The 14450-nt window shown below is 63.2% G+C and carries 17 protein-coding genes; 10 read left to right on the top strand and 7 right to left on the bottom strand.

Annotated features, from left to right (window positions below):
• Position 1: 1 nt before the first annotated feature.
• On the bottom strand, positions 2 to 334 hold the full coding sequence (locus NKT35_RS04245; protein ID WP_254299162.1) for a DUF2782 domain-containing protein: 333 nt from the start codon (positions 332 to 334) through the stop codon (positions 2 to 4).
• 30 nt (positions 335 to 364) lie between these two features.
• The gene (locus NKT35_RS04240; protein ID WP_254299160.1) at positions 365 to 1093 is read right to left on the bottom strand and encodes an LOG family protein; all 729 of its coding nucleotides are present in this window, start codon (positions 1091 to 1093) and stop codon (positions 365 to 367) included.
• Between the two features lie 14 nt (positions 1094 to 1107).
• On the opposite strand from NKT35_RS04240, the gene polA reads away from it, so the two are divergent.
• The 6 genes from polA (at position 1108) to NKT35_RS04210 (ending at position 7044) form a co-directional block, all read left to right on the top strand.
• A complete protein-coding gene (gene polA, locus NKT35_RS04235; protein ID WP_254299158.1) occupies positions 1108 to 3885 on the top strand; it encodes a DNA polymerase I in 2778 nt (925 codons plus the stop codon).
• Positions 3886 to 4116: 231 nt separating this feature from the next.
• Entirely contained in the window at positions 4117 to 4659 is a 543-nt protein-coding gene (locus tag NKT35_RS04230; RefSeq protein ID WP_254299156.1) for a pilus assembly FimT family protein, read from the top strand.
• The gene (locus tag NKT35_RS04225; RefSeq protein WP_254299155.1) at positions 4646 to 5155 is read left to right on the top strand and encodes a PilV family protein; all 510 of its coding nucleotides are present in this window, start codon (positions 4646 to 4648) and stop codon (positions 5153 to 5155) included. Before NKT35_RS04230 ends, NKT35_RS04225 begins: the two co-directional genes overlap by 14 nt.
• A 28-nt stretch (positions 5156 to 5183) precedes the next feature.
• Positions 5184 to 5966: a hypothetical protein gene (locus tag NKT35_RS04220; protein WP_254299154.1), complete on the top strand. Its 783-nt coding sequence runs from the start codon at positions 5184 to 5186 to the stop codon at positions 5964 to 5966.
• Positions 5963 to 6619 carry a pilus assembly PilX family protein gene (locus NKT35_RS04215; RefSeq protein WP_254299153.1) on the top strand — a complete coding sequence of 219 codons (657 nt, stop codon included), beginning with the start codon at positions 5963 to 5965 and terminating at the stop codon, positions 6617 to 6619. The genes NKT35_RS04220 and NKT35_RS04215 overlap by 4 nt, the downstream gene beginning before the upstream one ends.
• Positions 6616 to 7044 carry a type IV pilin protein gene (locus NKT35_RS04210; protein WP_254299152.1) on the top strand — a complete coding sequence of 143 codons (429 nt, stop codon included), beginning with the start codon at positions 6616 to 6618 and terminating at the stop codon, positions 7042 to 7044. Before NKT35_RS04215 ends, NKT35_RS04210 begins: the two co-directional genes overlap by 4 nt.
• Before the next feature lie 213 nt (positions 7045 to 7257).
• Here the strand turns inward: NKT35_RS04210 and NKT35_RS04205 are convergent, their stop codons facing one another.
• From NKT35_RS04205 to metX, 4 genes are all read right to left on the bottom strand, one after another.
• Entirely contained in the window at positions 7258 to 8535 is a 1278-nt protein-coding gene (locus NKT35_RS04205) for an AmpG family muropeptide MFS transporter (RefSeq protein WP_254299151.1), read from the bottom strand.
• Positions 8536 to 8660: 125 nt separating this feature from the next.
• Entirely contained in the window at positions 8661 to 8849 is a 189-nt protein-coding gene (locus NKT35_RS04200) for a YqaE/Pmp3 family membrane protein (RefSeq protein ID WP_254299150.1), read from the bottom strand.
• 25 nt (positions 8850 to 8874) lie between these two features.
• A complete protein-coding gene (gene metW, locus NKT35_RS04195; RefSeq protein ID WP_254299147.1) occupies positions 8875 to 9471 on the bottom strand; it encodes a methionine biosynthesis protein MetW in 597 nt (198 codons plus the stop codon).
• Positions 9468 to 10610, bottom strand: a complete 1143-nt coding sequence (metX, locus tag NKT35_RS04190; RefSeq protein WP_254299145.1) for a homoserine O-succinyltransferase MetX — start codon at positions 10608 to 10610, stop codon at positions 9468 to 9470. The genes metW and metX overlap by 4 nt, the downstream gene beginning before the upstream one ends.
• Before the next feature lie 160 nt (positions 10611 to 10770).
• On the opposite strand from metX, the gene NKT35_RS04185 reads away from it, so the two are divergent.
• Positions 10771 to 10953 (top strand): protein MIGRI, encoded by a 183-nt coding sequence (locus NKT35_RS04185; protein WP_254299142.1) that lies wholly within the window; start codon positions 10771 to 10773, stop codon positions 10951 to 10953.
• Between the two features lie 4 nt (positions 10954 to 10957).
• Here NKT35_RS04185 and NKT35_RS04180 read toward each other — a convergent pair whose 3' ends face one another.
• Entirely contained in the window at positions 10958 to 11719 is a 762-nt protein-coding gene (locus NKT35_RS04180; RefSeq protein ID WP_254299141.1) for a hypothetical protein, read from the bottom strand.
• A gap of 161 nt (positions 11720 to 11880) precedes the next feature.
• Between NKT35_RS04180 and mnmL the strand changes: the two genes are divergently transcribed.
• The 3 genes from mnmL to msrQ all read left to right on the top strand — a co-directional run bounded on the left by mnmL (position 11881) and on the right by msrQ (position 14433).
• Positions 11881 to 12819, top strand: a complete 939-nt coding sequence (gene mnmL, locus NKT35_RS04175; protein ID WP_254299140.1) for a tRNA modification radical SAM protein MnmL/YtqA — start codon at positions 11881 to 11883, stop codon at positions 12817 to 12819.
• Between the two features lie 79 nt (positions 12820 to 12898).
• Positions 12899 to 13816: a protein-methionine-sulfoxide reductase catalytic subunit MsrP gene (gene msrP, locus NKT35_RS04170; protein ID WP_254299139.1), complete on the top strand. Its 918-nt coding sequence runs from the start codon at positions 12899 to 12901 to the stop codon at positions 13814 to 13816.
• Positions 13816 to 14433, top strand: a complete 618-nt coding sequence (gene msrQ, locus NKT35_RS04165; RefSeq protein ID WP_254299138.1) for a protein-methionine-sulfoxide reductase heme-binding subunit MsrQ — start codon at positions 13816 to 13818, stop codon at positions 14431 to 14433. Before msrP ends, msrQ begins: the two co-directional genes overlap by 1 nt.
• The last annotated feature ends 17 nt before the right edge of the window (positions 14434 to 14450 follow it).

Below are 14450 nucleotides of genomic sequence, written 5' to 3'. Positions count from 1 at the left end.
CTTAGAACCTGACCAGAACCCAGCGCGGGATCACGATGCGGGTGTTCGGATCAACCTGCTTCATGGTGCCGGAGCCGTTGTCGTCGATCAGGTAATACGGCACGCCATGCGAAGGCGTGACTTTGATCATGTAAAGCTGGCCGTTCAAGCGGTATTCCTCGATCTTGTCGTCGCCCTTCTGGATCAGGCGCACCTCCGGCTCCGGCTCGGCGGCGTTGTCCTGAGTGATGACCGGCGGCGGCGGCACCACCGATTTGGGCGGCGCGGACGGCGCTTCAGCGGCGAAGGCGGGCGCCAGCGGCAGGAGAAGAAGGAGGGCGATTGAACGGCGCATGGTGTTTTCCTTTGTGTGTATGCGGCGATATTAAAGGTTCAGCATCTGTTCGCGCTCTTCAGGCAGCGCGTCGAAGCCTCGGGTTTCGTAATGTTTGAAAATGGTTTCGACGATTTGTTGCGGATCGTCGATCAATTGGATCAGGTTCAGGTCGTCCGGATTGATCATGCCTTCGGACACCAGCCGGTCTTTCACCCAGTCCAGCAGGCCGCTCCAGAACTCGCTGCAGCACAAGATGATGGGGATCTTGCGGCTCTTGCCGGTCTGGATCAGCGTCAGCGCCTCGAACATCTCGTCCAGCGTGCCGAAGCCGCCGGGCATCACCACATAGGCGATGGCATGTTTGACGAACATGACCTTGCGGCTGAAGAAGTGGTTGAATTTGACCGCCAGGTCTTGGTAGTCGTTGGGTTTTTGTTCGTGCGGCAGCACAATGTTCAGCGCCACCGATGGACTTCTGCCGTAAAATGCCCCCTTGTTGGCGGCCTCCATGATGCCGGGGCCGCCCCCGGATATCACTGAAAAGCCCGAATCGGACAGTCTTCTCGCCACGTCTTCGGTCAGTTTGTAGTATTTGTGATCTCGCGGCGTGCGGGCGCTGCCAAAAATGCTGACGGCCGGCGTAATGCCTTGCAACTCCTCGGCCGACTCGACAAACTCCGACAGTATCTTCATCACATGCCAGGCTTCGCGCGAGCGGAAGCGCTGCATGGTGGCATGGCGATCACTGGTCTGCGGTAACTTATCGGACAAGCTCATACTTCTGCCTCTTTATGAAAACATTGTTATTGATCGACGGCTCTTCTTACTTGTACCGCGCCTTTCACGCGATGCCCGATTTGCGATCCCCGGATGGCCGCCCGGTGGGGGCTGTCTATGGCATGGTGAACATGCTCAGGCGGCTGGAGAAGGAGGTTGAATTCGATTATAGCGCCTGCGTCTTCGACGCGAAGGGCAAGACCTTCCGCGACGACCTGTACCCCGAATACAAGGCCAATCGCCCGTCGATGCCCGAGGAGCTTGCCTCCCAGATTACGGCGGTCCACGACGTGGTGCAAGCTTCCGGCTGGCCGATGCTGGTGGTGCCGGGGGTGGAGGCGGACGATGTGATCGGCACGCTGGCGCGCACGGCGGCGGCGGCGGGCATGCAGGTGATCATCTCCACCGGCGACAAGGACATGGCCCAGTTGGTGACGCCGGCGGTGACGCTGGTCAACACCATGACCAACGAGCTGCTGGACGAGGCCGGGGTAAAGGAGAAGTTCGGCGTGCCGCCTAGCCTGATCATCGACTACCTGACCCTGATCGGCGACAAGGTGGACAATGTGCCTGGCGTCGACAAGTGCGGGCCGAAAACCGCGGTGAAATGGCTGGAACAATACGGCGATCTGGACGCTGTCGTCGCCCAGGCCGACAGCGTCGGCGGCAAGGTGGGCGAGAATCTGCGCGCCGCGCTGGATTGGCTGCCGATGGGCAAGCGGCTGATCACCATCGATTGCGAAGTGGATCTCAAGACCGACCTGCCGCACGGCTTGCCGGGCCTGCAGCATGGCCAGAAGGACAAGCCGCGGCTGGCCGAATTGTTCCTGGATCTGGGTTTCCGCACCTTCTATCACGAAGTGACCGCGGGCGAGGAGATGCCTGCCGTCGTCCAGCGCCAGGAAGAAGCGCCCGCCGCGCAGAGCGATTTATTCGGCGGCGCGGACGACGCTGTCGCGGCAGCTCCTGCGGTTCCCGCGAATGTCGAGCGCCATTACGAAACCATCCTCACCAACGCGCAACTGGACGCCTGGCTGGCAAAGCTGGCGGCGGCCAAGGTGGTGTCCTTCGACACCGAAACCACCAGCCTCGATCCGATGCAGGCGCGCATCGTCGGCGTCAGCTTCTCGGTGGAGGCCGGCCATGCCGCCTACCTGCCGCTGGAGCATCATTACGCCGGCGCGCCGGAGCAGCTGGGGCTGGATGCGGCCCTGGCCAGGCTCAAGCCCTGGCTGGAGGACGCCGGCCAGAAGAAGTGCGGCCAGAACCTGAAGTACGACAGCCACGTGCTGGCCAACCATGGCATCGCCCTGCGCGGCATCGTCGATGATTCGATGCTGGCCTCCTACGTGCTGGAAAGCCATCAGCGTCATAATATGGACGATCTGGCGCGCCGCCACCTGGGTGAGAACACCGTCAGCTACGAGGAGATCTGCGGCAAAGGCGCCAAGCAGATCGGTTTCGGCGAGGTGGACGTGGACGTCGCCGCCAATTACGCGGCCGAAGACGCCGACATCACGCTGCGTTTGAACCAGCATTTCGCCGGCCAATTGAGCGGCGACCTGGAAAAGATCTATCGCGACATCGAGCTGCCGGTGGCCGAAGTGCTGTTCAAGATGGAACGCCACGGCGTGCTGATCGATCGCGACAAGCTGGCGGCGCAGAGCCACCAGCTGGGCAGCCAGATGCTGCAACTGGAGCAGCAGGCTTACGAGCTGGCCGGCCAGCCGTTCAATCTGAATTCGCCCAAGCAGCTGCAGGAAATCCTGTTCGGCAAGCTGGCCATCCCCACCAAGGGCGTCAAGAAAACGCCGTCGGGCGGCTATTCCACCGATGAATCGGTGCTGGAGCAGCTGGCGCTGGACCACCCGCTGCCCAAACGCATTCTGGAATACCGCGGCCTGGCCAAGCTGAAGTCCACTTATACCGACAAGCTGCCGACGCTGATTTATCCACAGACTGGCCGCGTGCACACGACTTATGCACAGGCGGTGGCGATTACCGGCCGTTTGTCCAGCAACGATCCCAATCTGCAGAACATCCCGGTGCGCACCGCCGAGGGCCGCCGCGTCCGCGAGGCCTTCATCGCGCCGGCTGGCTGGCAGATCGTATCGGCCGACTACTCGCAGATCGAGCTGCGCATCATGGCCCACCTGTCCGGCGACGAAGGCATGCAGAAGGCCTTCGCCAGCGGCGAGGACATTCACCGCGCCACCGCGGCCGAGGTGTTCGGCGTGGATCTCGGCGCGGTGACGTCGGATCAGCGCCGCGCCGCCAAGGCGATCAACTTCGGCCTGATCTACGGCATGAGCGCCTTCGGCCTGGCCGCTCAGCTGGACATCGAGCGCAGCGCTGCCCAGCAGTACATCGACCGCTATTTCATGCGCTATCCGGGCGTGGCGGAGTATATGCAGAGTACGCGTGAGAAAGCGCGCGAGCAAGGCTATGTGGAAACGGTGTTCGGCCGCCGCCTGTATCTGCCGGACATCAAGCTGTCCAATCCGGGCCGCCGCGCCGGCGCCGAGCGCGCCGCGATCAACGCGCCGATGCAAGGCACCGCGGCCGATCTGATCAAGCTGGCGATGATAGCGGTGCAGGACTGGCTGGAGCGCGATGGCTTGCAAAGCAAGCTGATCATGCAGGTGCACGACGAACTGGTGCTGGAAGTGCCGCAAGCCGAGCTGGAGCTGGTCAAGCGCCGCCTGCCGGAAATCATGGCCGGCGCGGCGGATTTGAGCGTGCCGCTGTTGGCGGAAGTCGGCGCCGGCGACAGCTGGGAAGCCGCGCACTGAGCGCGCTTTTCTGATTGGCGGATGGCGCATCCGCAGGCAAGCCCTGATGGCCCGGTTTTCCGGGCCATTTTCTTTTTGCGCGCGCATCCTTTCCATGGGCGTGGCATCCGCGCACCTGCCCTTTGGTGCGAAGCCCCCATCCTCATTTCCGGCTTTGGGACAGGCACGCGAGCATGGACTCGGCCGTGAGCGGCAAACTGGCTCGAACATGGCACAGGGAGCGGCGGACGCATGCGCACGCAAAGCGGCATCACTTTGATCGAGTCATTGGCGGCCTTGGCTCTTGCCTGCGCGCTGATGGCGATGGCTGCGCCTATGTTCGCCTCTACTTTGGAGCGTTACCGTTTGCGGCAGCAGGCGCTTATCTTGACCTCGGTGCTGTGGCATGCCCGCAGCGAGGCTGTGCGGCTGAACCAGCCGGTTTATGTGTGCGCCGCCAATCTCAAAACCAATCTGGAGCTGCAAGGATGTCTGCCGCCGATGGGCGGCATGCGCCAGCTCTGGCCGGAGGGCGCATTGGCATTTGCCGATCTCGATGCGCCGGGCAACGGCGCATACAACGGCGGCGAGCGCTTGAAGCTAGCCATGCTGGATGGACGGCGCGTCGCGGTGGCCAATCGGATGCGGCAGCTGATGTTTACCGTGGAAGGCCGGGTGTGGCCGAGCGAGGACGTGGATTTCTGGTTGAGCGGAGCCAGCGGCCATTGTTTGCGCGTGCATCTGGCCGCCAATGGGGCGGCAAGGCTGGGCGAGGTGGACGATGGCTGCGGCTAAGGCGCAGCAGCAAGGGCATAGCTTGATCGAGGCCTTGCTGGCGCTGGCGATATGGATGCTGGGGATGAGCGGCTTGTTCAGCCTGCAGGCGAAAACCTTGCAGCAAAGCCGCGACATCGAACAGCTTGCCGCCATCGAGCAAGCCGCCAGCGAGCTGATTGCCATGGCGCAAACCATGCCGGCGCAAGAATGGAAGCATTTTCAGGAAAGCGGCTATGACGATCATCTCGACGGCGCGGCGACGTGTTTGAGCGGCTGTTCCGCGCAGCAAAGGGCGGCGTTTCAGCTCTGGCGTTTCAAGCAGTCTTTGCGCTCGGGACGGGGGGCGCAGGAGGCAATACGCGCCGCGGTATGCCGGAGCGATGGCAAGCAGGCGCCGTCGCTGGCGTCGGACGGCTGCGGCGGCAGCGGACCGCTTGGCATCCGGGTGGCTTGGCGCAGCCGCAATGGAAAAGCCTGGCATGAGCAGTCGCGGGTGTGGCCGCTGTCGCCCTGAGTCATGCCGTATCGCTCGCGGCAGCGCCTTGATCAGCGCTTTGCTGGCTTTGGCCTTGTCCAGCTTCATCATCGCGGGCGCGGTGTCTGCTTTCTCCAGGGCCGCGCGGAACGTCAGCATGGATGCCGCCGCGTTGGAGCAATGGCAGCAGGCGGATTGGGCGTTGCGCGAGATGGCCCGCGATCTGGCGCGGCATGGCCGTTTTGGTTGCGCGCTCCTGGGGTGGAGGAAAGCGGATTTTTCCGCAGCGGCGTGGCATTTGCGCCTGGCGGGCACGGCGGTGTCTTTCAACAAGCTGGCTATCGATGGAGAAGGGAAATTGCAGCGATTCGAGGGCGTGCCGCAGGCTCTACCTGGGGCGAGCCTATTGCTTTCCAGCTGCCTAGCCAGCCATGGCTTGGGTCTGGGCCAATGGAGCCGGCAGGGCGAAACGGTGGCCTTGCATCCGGCGCTGCCCGTCGCCTATCAGCAGCCCGGCGCATTGCATCTGCCTTCTTTGCAATTGTGGATGCCGCTGGAGCGGCGATATCGGCTGCATGCGGATGGACGTTTGGAGCGCGTGAGCGTTGAGGCGGGCGACGATAAACAGGAAGCGCAAGTGATGCTGTCGCCCGTGCGCGCGATGCGCTTGAAAGTGCTGGTTCAGGAAGGCTGCGCCCAAGCCGGCGCATGGCGGTTTTGGGAGGCGTGGAATGGCGCTGGCGAGATCCTGGCCGCGCAATTGGAGCTGGACTGGCAGCCGGAGGGAGAGCGCGCGCGGACTTTGTCGCGGACCATCCCGCTGGCGTCCGGCCTGGCGTGTCCCTCATGAGCGCCGGCCAACGCGGCGCGGCATTGCTGATGGTGACGGCGCTGCTGGCGATGCTGAGCCTGCTGGCTTTGAGCGTTTCGCAGAACGTCGTCGGATTGGCGAGGCTGCAGCGCAACGTGTCGGATCGGCAAAGGGCTGCGCAGTCGGCGGGTTTGGCTTTGCCGCAGGCTGAAGCCTGGGTCGCGGCGCTGGATAAGAAACTGAATATGGCGGATAGAGCGCAAAAGCCCGCTGATCTGTATGGCCCTGCTGGAATTTTTCCCCCTCATTGCCAAGGGCCCGCCGGCAAAGGGGTATGCGAGCCGACAGTGCCGCCGCATAAGCGCATGCAGGATGGCGTGTTGGTGCTGCACCCTTGCGGGACGAGCCAGGAATTGGCGCTGGAGACGGGACAAACGCAGCCTTGGTGTCCGGCCAAAGTGCGGCATGGCGTCAATCACTGGGCCAACCCGCGCTTCATGGTGGAATTGGTGGATCCTCGGTTTCCGGTGGAGGGCCAGCCTGGCACGGCTCGCTTGTATCGCATCACCGTACGGGCCTGGGGCCTCAGCGAGCGCAGCGCCGCCACGATGCAAAGCTGGTATCGAGTGGTTCGACTGGAAGATATGAGCGTGCAGGGCAAACGCCTCAACCATATGGAGGTGCTGGAATGAAACCATGGCGAGAGCGAGGCTTCAGCTTGCTGGAGCTGATGATGGGCCTGGCGATAGCGGTGCTGTTGCTGGCGGCTGCGGCCCCGGCCTATCAGCAGTATATGCAGCGAGCCAGGCTGGATGAGGCCAAGTCGGCCTTGTTGCAGGATGGCCATTTCATGCAGCAATGGTTTCGCCGACACGGCGCGTATCTGTCGGCGGCCAATGCGGAATGGCCTTCCTTGCCGATTTTACAGACGACGGCTTTCGACATCGGCCTGAGCAGCCAGACGCCTTCGGACGAAAATCTGGCGAGCATTACGTTCACCTTGGTCGCGAGTCCTAAAGCGGGCTCCGGCTTGGAGGAATGGATGCTCAAGCTGGATCAGGATGGCAATATCCAGCAATGCCGGCAAGAGAGCGGAATGGAGAAATGCCGTTTGTAGTTGGCGAAAGGGCGCTTAACGGGCGCTGCCGGGCGTGGCCACGGCCAGATGAAAAGCGGCTTGCGGGCTGGGCCGCGCTTGATCAGCGCGGCGTGGAAGCGGGTGGGTCAAGCCAGCCTTGCCCATCCTGTCGTTCAAACGCGAACGACCAGCCCCTGCGAAGCGAAATACGCTCGGCCGCGCTAGCCTGGCTTAGGGATGGGCTGGCAGGCCTTAGGCTTTTTCCGGCTCAGGGTCGTCCCCCCATGGCGCCACCTTGACCAGCAGCATCATGCCGGGAATCGCCAAGGCGGTGCATAGGAAGAAGAACGAGGTCCAGCCCACCGAATCGACGATGTAGCCGGTGGCGGCGTTGGCCAGCGTGCGCGGCACCGCCGCCAGGCTGGTGAACAGCGCGAACTGGGTGGCGGTATAGGCCGGGTGGGTGCAACGGGCGATGAAGGCGACGAAGGCCGCGGTGCCCAGGCCCACGCCCAAGGCTTCAAAGCCGATCACCGTCGCCAGCATGGCCAGCTGTTCGCTGCCTATGGCATGGAAGCGGCCATAGCTGGCCAGCCAGGCGAAGCCGAGAATGGACAGCACCTGCACCACGCCGAAGGCCCACAAGGCGCGGTTGATGCCCAGTTTGATCATCCACAGGCCGCCTAGCAGGCCACCGGCCACCGCGGGCCACAAGCCGGCATGCTTGGCCACCAGGCCAATCTGCGATTTGGCGTAGCCCATGTCCAGATAAAACGGCGTGGCCAGCGAGGTGGCCATGCTGTCGCCCAGCTTATATAGGAAGATGAAGCCCAAAATCCACAGCGCGCCCTGCCAGCCCTGGCGGGTAAGGAATTCATGGAAGGGTTCGATCACCGCTTCGCGCAGCGTCTTCGGGCTGCTTTTCGCCAGCGCTGGTTCTTTCACCAATAGCGTCATCAAGATGCCGGGGAGCATGAACACGGCGGTGAACATGAACACGCTGCCCCAGTCGCGATAATCGGCCAGGATCAGGGACAGCGAGCCCGGCACCAGTCCGGCCAGGCGATAGGCGTTGATGTGGATGGTGTTGCCCAGGCCCAGCTCGTTGTCGTGGAGAATTTCGCGGCGGAAAGCATCCAGCACGATGTCCTGGCTGGCGGAGAAAAACGCCACCAGCAAGGCCAGGCCGGCTATGGCGGCGATGTCCGCCTGCGGCGAGAACAGGCCGAACAGCGCGACCGCGACCAGCAGCGCCAACTGGGTGGCCAGCATCCAGCCGCGGCGGCGGCCCAAGAGCGGCAGCGCGTAGCGGTCCAGCAGCGGCGACCACAGGAATTTCCAGGTGTAGGGCAAGCCGATCAAGGCGAACAGGCCGATGGACTTCAGATCCACGCCCTCGCTGCGCAACCAGGCGGGCAATAGATTGATCAGCGTATACAGGGGCAGGCCGGAAGCGAAGCCGGTGAATACGCAGGTGAGCATGGTGCGCGAGAACACGTCGCGCCGCCAGTTGATGGAAGCCAGGGTCATGGTCTGTTGTTGTCGTTATCGGTTGGCGGAACCGCCCGCGGCATCGCAATGCGCGGGCGGGAAGGCGGCTATTCTATTGTCCGCGAGGCGGCAGGCCGGACCTTGCGGCGAAAACGTCCGCGCGATCAGCGCCGCAGCGCCCGTTCTATCTTCTGGTCGGTCTTGTACTGGCTGAGCGCGTATACCGACCACAAGGCGGCCGGCAGCCAGCCTATCACGGTCAGTTGCAGCATCAGGCAAAACAAGCCGGCAAAAGGCCGGCCTATGGTGAAGAACTGCAGCCAGGGCAAGAAAATGGCCAGCAACAGGCGCATGCGTCGTTCCTCCTTGCGGATCGGTTTAGCCGCGCGCCACCCGGTAAAACGCCAGGCTGCCGCGCAGATTAGGCAGCAAGGATACCCGCTTGCCCTTGTCCATGACCACCCTCTCCAGCACTCGGATGCGGTTCTTGGCGCAGAGTTCCTCGAAGTCGCCCAGCATGCACCAATGGATGTTGGGCGTGTCGTACCACTGGTAAGGCATGGTGTCGGACACCGGCATATGGCCGTGCAGGATTTGCAGCCGGTTCTGCCAGTAGCCGAAGTTGGGGAAGGTGACGATGGCTTCGCGGCCGACGCGCAGCATCTCGTTGAGGATGGCCTCGGTATGGCGCATCGCCTGGATGGTCTGCGACAGCACCACATGGTCGAAGCGCTGCTCGCCGAACTGGCACAGGCCGCTTTCCAGATCGCCCTGCAGCGCGTTGACGCCGGAAGCGACGCAGCGCACCACATTGGCCACGTCGAAATCCACGCCGTAGCCTTGCACCTGTTTGTCTTGCTGCAGCGCCGCCAGCAACTGGCCGTCGCCGCAGCCCAAGTCCAGCACCCGGCTGTTCGGGGCGATCCAGTCGGCGATCAATCGCAGGTCGGGGCGGAGAATGTCGATGGCGCTCATGCGTTCACCTCCTCGGCCACGCGGTTCAAATAGGCGCGCATCAAATCCACATAGGGCTGATCGGTCATCAGGAAGGCATCGTGGCCGTGGGCCGACTCGATCTCCGCATAACTGACGCGCTTGCCGGCGGCGATCAGCGCCTGCACCGTCTCGCGCGAGCGTTCGGGTGAGAAACGCCAGTCGCTGGTGAAGCTGGCTAGCAGGAATTGCGCTTGCGCCGGCTTCAATGCGGCCGCCAGATCGCCGCCATGGTCTTTGGCCGGATCGAAATAGTCAAGCGCCTTGGTCATCAGCAAATAGGTGTTGGCGTCGAAGTAGTCGGAGAATTTGTCGCCCTGATAGCGCAGATAGCTCTCGATCTCGAATTCCACGTCGTAGCCGAATTGATACTCGCCGGAGCGCAGCATGCGGCCGAATTTCTCGCCCATGCCGTCGTCGGACAGATAGGTGATGTGGCCCAGCATCCGCGCCAGCCGTAGGCCGCGGCGCGGGATGGCGTTCTGCTGGTAGAAGTCGCCGCCATGGAATTCCGGGTCGGTGAGGATGGCCTGGCGCGCCACGTCGTTGAAGGCGATGTTCTGCGCCGACAGCTTGGGGGCGGAGGCGATCACCAGCGCGTGGGCGACGCGCTCCGGATAGGCGATGCTCCAGTGCAGCGCCTGCATGCCGCCCAGCGAGCCACCGATCACCGCCGCCCAGCGGGCGATGCCCAGCCGGTCGGCCAGGCGGGCTTGGGTGGTGACCCAGTCGCTGACTGTCATCACAGGAAAGGTCGAGCCCCAGGGCTGGCCGGTGGCGGGGTTGATGCTGGAGGGGCCGCTGCTGCCGTGGCAGCCGCCCAGATTGTTGACGCCGACGACGAAAAAGCGCGAGGTGTCTATCGGCTTGCCGGGGCCTATCATATTGTCCCACCAGCCCGCGGTTTTATCGTCGGCGTGGTAGCGGCCGGCGACGTGGTGATGGCCAGACAGCGCGTGGCAGATCAGGATGGCGTTGCTCTTGTCGGCATTGAGCTGGCCGTAGGTTTCAAAGCGCAGCTGGTAGCCGGGCAGGGCGGCGCCGCTGGCTAGCGGCAAGGGGGTATCGAACACGGCGTCCTGCGCCGCGACGATCCCCACCGAACAGTTGGCGTCGGTCATGGGGTGGGCCTCTTCTATTTTTATCCGCGCCGGCCGCCCTCTGTCGGGGCATGTCGCGGCGAGGTCTCCTGCGGCTACCCGATGATTATATCCACAAGACATGCTTGCGCGGGAGGGGGGCGGCCGGGATAATCGGCGCGTTTTCATCGCCGCCGCCATTATGTTCGGACGCTTGTTCAAATTCTTCGCGCTGTGCTTCATCTTGTGGGCGGTGGCCCGCTGGCTGCTGAAGCCAGGCCAGCGCCGCACCCTGCACGAGCTGTTCTCCGCGCTCGCCATCGCCCTGCTGATCAGCGCCGGCCTGTTTTGCGTGCTGTATTGGCTGGGCTGGCATCAATTGTGAGGATTCATCGGCGTTTGCGTTTGCGTCTGAGGACGCGGCGCAAGCTATGCCAGATGCCTTGGCTGGCGGTGGCCAGCCCGATCTCGCAGAAAATCGGCATGGACAGGCCTTGCCGCCATGCGGGATTGGCCGCCTCGTAGCGGGATAGATGCCGGGCCAGGCGCGGGGTGTCGGCGATGCTGCGCGCAAGGGCGGGAGGATGGTGATCGCTGAAGTCCGCCAAACCGGCCGCCGCTTGCCAGCGCGCTCCTGCGGCATCGGCGCCCAGTTGTTCGAGCAAGGCTTTGTCTGCCGCGGCAAGCGTGCTGTCTGCCAGGGTTCTCACGCCGCGGAATGTCGCCGCCACGCGCACAAAGCTGTTAGGGAAACAGATGCAGCCAAACAACAGCGGCAGCAGCGGCGCCTGCAACTTGACTCGCAACAGCACCGCCAGGGTGGAGACGATCAAGGCTGAGCTGCCGCGCCAGCCAGGATCGGTATAAGAATAGTCCACCCGGAGCAGCATCCCTTTCCTGGCGGGAGCGCGCGTTTTCTCGCTCACCGCAAGCCAAAAACCGCGGGGCACGCCTTTCCCATCGTAAAAAACGACAGACCAGGCATGGTTTTGGCGATAGCTATGTTGAAACTCGCGCCACATCGCGCTTTCTTTTTGAGTCGATGGCTCTCTGAAAGGAAATTGCGCCAGGCGGAGGCGATGCAGGCATTGCAGCGTTTCCAGGTCGACTTCGCGCGCGCGCTGGATGCGGTAGCTCAAGGGAGAGGTCATGGGGAGTGTTCATTATGAATATTTGCTTAATTGTGGTGAAAGCATATGCTTTCGTCAATCGCATCTATCCGGAAACCAGCTTCCAACGCCGAAGTGTTTGATCTTCCTCATTTTGCCGTGATCCCGGCTAGGCTAGACTGCGCGCTTTTGCCGGCAAGACCATGGATCTCACCCGCCATCTGCACACCTTTGGCTACTACCTGAAGCAGCGCTACGGCGAGCCTGTCCACAAGCTGTCGCTGGCCGGCGGCTTTACCTGCCCTAACCGCGACGGCACCTTGGGGCGCGGCGGCTGCACGTTTTGCAATGTGCGCAGCTTCGGCCGGGAGGCGGCGGAGCTGTCTATCAGCCAGCAGCTGGCGCGCGAAAAGCGCAAGACCGACCGGGCGAGAAAATACCTGGCCTATTTCCAGGCCTATACCAGCACCTATGCCGAAGTGGAAACGCTGCGCGCCTTGTACGATGAGGCGGTGGCCAGCGCCGATGTGGTGGGTTTATGCGTCGGCACGCGGCCCGACTGCGTGCCGGACGCCGCGCTGGACCTGTTGGCCTCGTATCAGGATAAAGGAAGCGAGGTGTGGCTGGAGCTGGGCTTGCAAACCGCGCATGACCGCACCCAGGCCTTGATCCGCCGCGGCCACACGCTGGCCGATTACCAAGATGCCGTTCAGCGGGCGCATGCGCGCGGGCTCAAAGTGTGCGCGCATTTGATCGCCGGTTTGCCCGGCGAGAATGCCGGCGACGCGCACGCCACCTTGCAGACCGTGCTGGATATCGGCGTGGAGGGACTGAAGCTGCATCCCTTGATGATAGTGCGCGGCAGCCGCATGGCGGCGCAATATCGGCGCGGAGAAGTTATGCCTATGGTCTTGGATGATTACGCCGAGCTGGCGGCCAGCCTGATCCGCCATACCCCGCGCGAAGTGGTGTATCACCGCATTTCCGCCACAGCGCAGGCGCCGACCCTGATCGCGCCCGAATGGTGCGGCCCGCGCTGGAGCGCTTTGCAGGCGATAGGCGAGCGGCTGGCGCGGGACGGCGGGCAGGGCGCAGCCTTGGGCGGGGGCTGGCCGGCGCGGGATTGTGTTAGCGAATATTGATCGGCCAAAACAATAGGTGTGCGCTACTGTCAGAATCGACATGATATTCCGACCAAATGGAAACGACAGGAGCGCCGCCATGCTGATCAGAAAGCCAGCCGACCATTTGCCGTCGGACATCACCCCCGAAAGCGTCTATTTCAATCGCCGCCAATTCATGCTCGGCGCCGCCGGCCTGCTGCTGTCGGCCGAGACGCTGGCCGGACTCAACGCCAAGAAAAGCCCGCTGTCGCAGCTGGCGTCCAACGACAAGCCCAACAGCCTCAAGGAAGTCACCAGCTACAATAATTTCTACGAATTCGGCACCGACAAGTCCGATCCGGCCGAGAACGCCGGCAGCCTGCATACCCGGCCGTGGAGCGTGCTGGTGGACGGCGAGGTGGCCAAGCCGCGCCGCTTCGCCATCGAGGACTTGCTGAAGTTTCCGCTGGAGGAGCGCATTTACCGGCTGCGCTGCGTGGAAGGCTGGAGCATGGTGATTCCCTGGGTGGGCTTTCCGCTCGCCAGCCTGCTCAAGCAGATGAACCCCAGCTCGCGCGCCAAGTACGTGTCGTTTGAGACCTTGCAGCGGCCCAGCGAGATGCCGGGCCAGCGCGACGCGGTATTGGAGTGGCCGTACCGCGAGGGGCTGCGCATCGACGAAGCCATGCATCCGCTGACCATCTTGGTGGTGGGCCTGTACGGCAATGTGCTGCCGAACCAGAACGGCGCGCCCATCCGGCTGGTGGTGCCGTGGAAATACGGCTTCAAGAGCATCAAGTCCATCGTGCGCATCCGGCTGCAGGAAACCCTGCCGGCCACCAGCTGGAATATGGCCAACGCGCATGAGTACGGCTTCTACTCCAATGTGAACCCGGAAGTGGACCATCCGCGCTGGAGCCAGGCTTCCGAGCGGCGCATCGGCGAATTCTTCAAGCGCAAGACGCTGATGTTCAACGGCTACGCCGAGCAAGTGGCCGGGCTTTACCGCGGCATGGACCTGAGAAAGAACTTCTGATGACGACGCTGCGCATGAAATCACCGGTTTCCACGGCCGACCGCCGCCTCGCCATCGGCAAAGTCTTGCTGTTCATCGCCTGCCTGTCGCCGCTGACTCGCGCCGCCTGGATCGTGCTGTCCGGCGAGGCGGTGAACCCGATCGAGTTCATCACCCGTTCCACCGGCACCTGGACGCTGGTGTGGCTGCTGGCCACGCTGAGCATGACGCCGCTGCGCCGCTTCACCGGCCAGGCTTGGCCCTTGAAGTGCCGCCGCATGCTGGGGCTGTTCGCCTTCTTTTACGCCAGCCTGCATTTCACCACCTATATCTGGCTGGATCAGTTCTTCGACTGGCATCACATCGTCAAGGACATCGCCAAACGGCCTTTCATCACCGTGGGCTTCGCCGCGATCTTGCTGATGTCGCCATTGGCCTTGACCTCGACCCAGGGCTGGATGCGGCGCCTGAAGCGCAACTGGGGCAAGCTGCACCGGCTGGTGTATCCGGTGGCCATGCTGGCGGTGATCCATTACTGGTGGCTGGTGAAGAAGGACATCACCCAGCCCTTGATCTACGCCGCAGTGCTGGCGCTGTTGCTGGGCCTGCGCTTGTGGTGGCGCGCGCGCAAAGCTTGATCCTTCGGCTTGGCAGC

Source organism: Chromobacterium sp. IIBBL 290-4 (assembly GCF_024207115.1).
Lineage (GTDB): Bacteria > Pseudomonadota > Gammaproteobacteria > Burkholderiales > Chromobacteriaceae > Chromobacterium.
Note: the sequence above shows the minus strand (reverse complement) of the source record. Positions and strands in the feature narration are given on the sequence as shown.

Coding starts and splice junctions, on each gene's coding strand:
- NKT35_RS04210 (WP_254299152.1), top strand. CDS start 6,616: ATGAAACCATGGCGAGAGCGAGGCTTCAGCTTGCTGGAGCTGATGATG.
- msrQ (WP_254299138.1), top strand. CDS start 13,816: ATGACGACGCTGCGCATGAAATCACCGGTTTCCACGGCCGACCGCCGC.
- NKT35_RS04215 (WP_254299153.1), top strand. CDS start 5,963: ATGAGCGCCGGCCAACGCGGCGCGGCATTGCTGATGGTGACGGCGCTG.
- NKT35_RS04205 (WP_254299151.1), bottom strand. CDS start 8,535: ATGACCCTGGCTTCCATCAACTGGCGGCGCGACGTGTTCTCGCGCACC.
- polA (WP_254299158.1), top strand. CDS start 1,108: ATGAAAACATTGTTATTGATCGACGGCTCTTCTTACTTGTACCGCGCC.
- NKT35_RS04200 (WP_254299150.1), bottom strand. CDS start 8,849: ATGCGCCTGTTGCTGGCCATTTTCTTGCCCTGGCTGCAGTTCTTCACC.
- metX (WP_254299145.1), bottom strand. CDS start 10,610: ATGACCGACGCCAACTGTTCGGTGGGGATCGTCGCGGCGCAGGACGCC.
- NKT35_RS04245 (WP_254299162.1), bottom strand. CDS start 334: ATGCGCCGTTCAATCGCCCTCCTTCTTCTCCTGCCGCTGGCGCCCGCC.
- msrP (WP_254299139.1), top strand. CDS start 12,899: ATGCTGATCAGAAAGCCAGCCGACCATTTGCCGTCGGACATCACCCCC.
- NKT35_RS04185 (WP_254299142.1), top strand. CDS start 10,771: ATGTTCGGACGCTTGTTCAAATTCTTCGCGCTGTGCTTCATCTTGTGG.
- NKT35_RS04230 (WP_254299156.1), top strand. CDS start 4,117: ATGCGCACGCAAAGCGGCATCACTTTGATCGAGTCATTGGCGGCCTTG.
- NKT35_RS04240 (WP_254299160.1), bottom strand. CDS start 1,093: ATGAGCTTGTCCGATAAGTTACCGCAGACCAGTGATCGCCATGCCACC.
- NKT35_RS04180 (WP_254299141.1), bottom strand. CDS start 11,719: ATGACCTCTCCCTTGAGCTACCGCATCCAGCGCGCGCGCGAAGTCGAC.
- NKT35_RS04225 (WP_254299155.1), top strand. CDS start 4,646: ATGGCTGCGGCTAAGGCGCAGCAGCAAGGGCATAGCTTGATCGAGGCC.
- mnmL (WP_254299140.1), top strand. CDS start 11,881: ATGGATCTCACCCGCCATCTGCACACCTTTGGCTACTACCTGAAGCAG.
- metW (WP_254299147.1), bottom strand. CDS start 9,471: ATGAGCGCCATCGACATTCTCCGCCCCGACCTGCGATTGATCGCCGAC.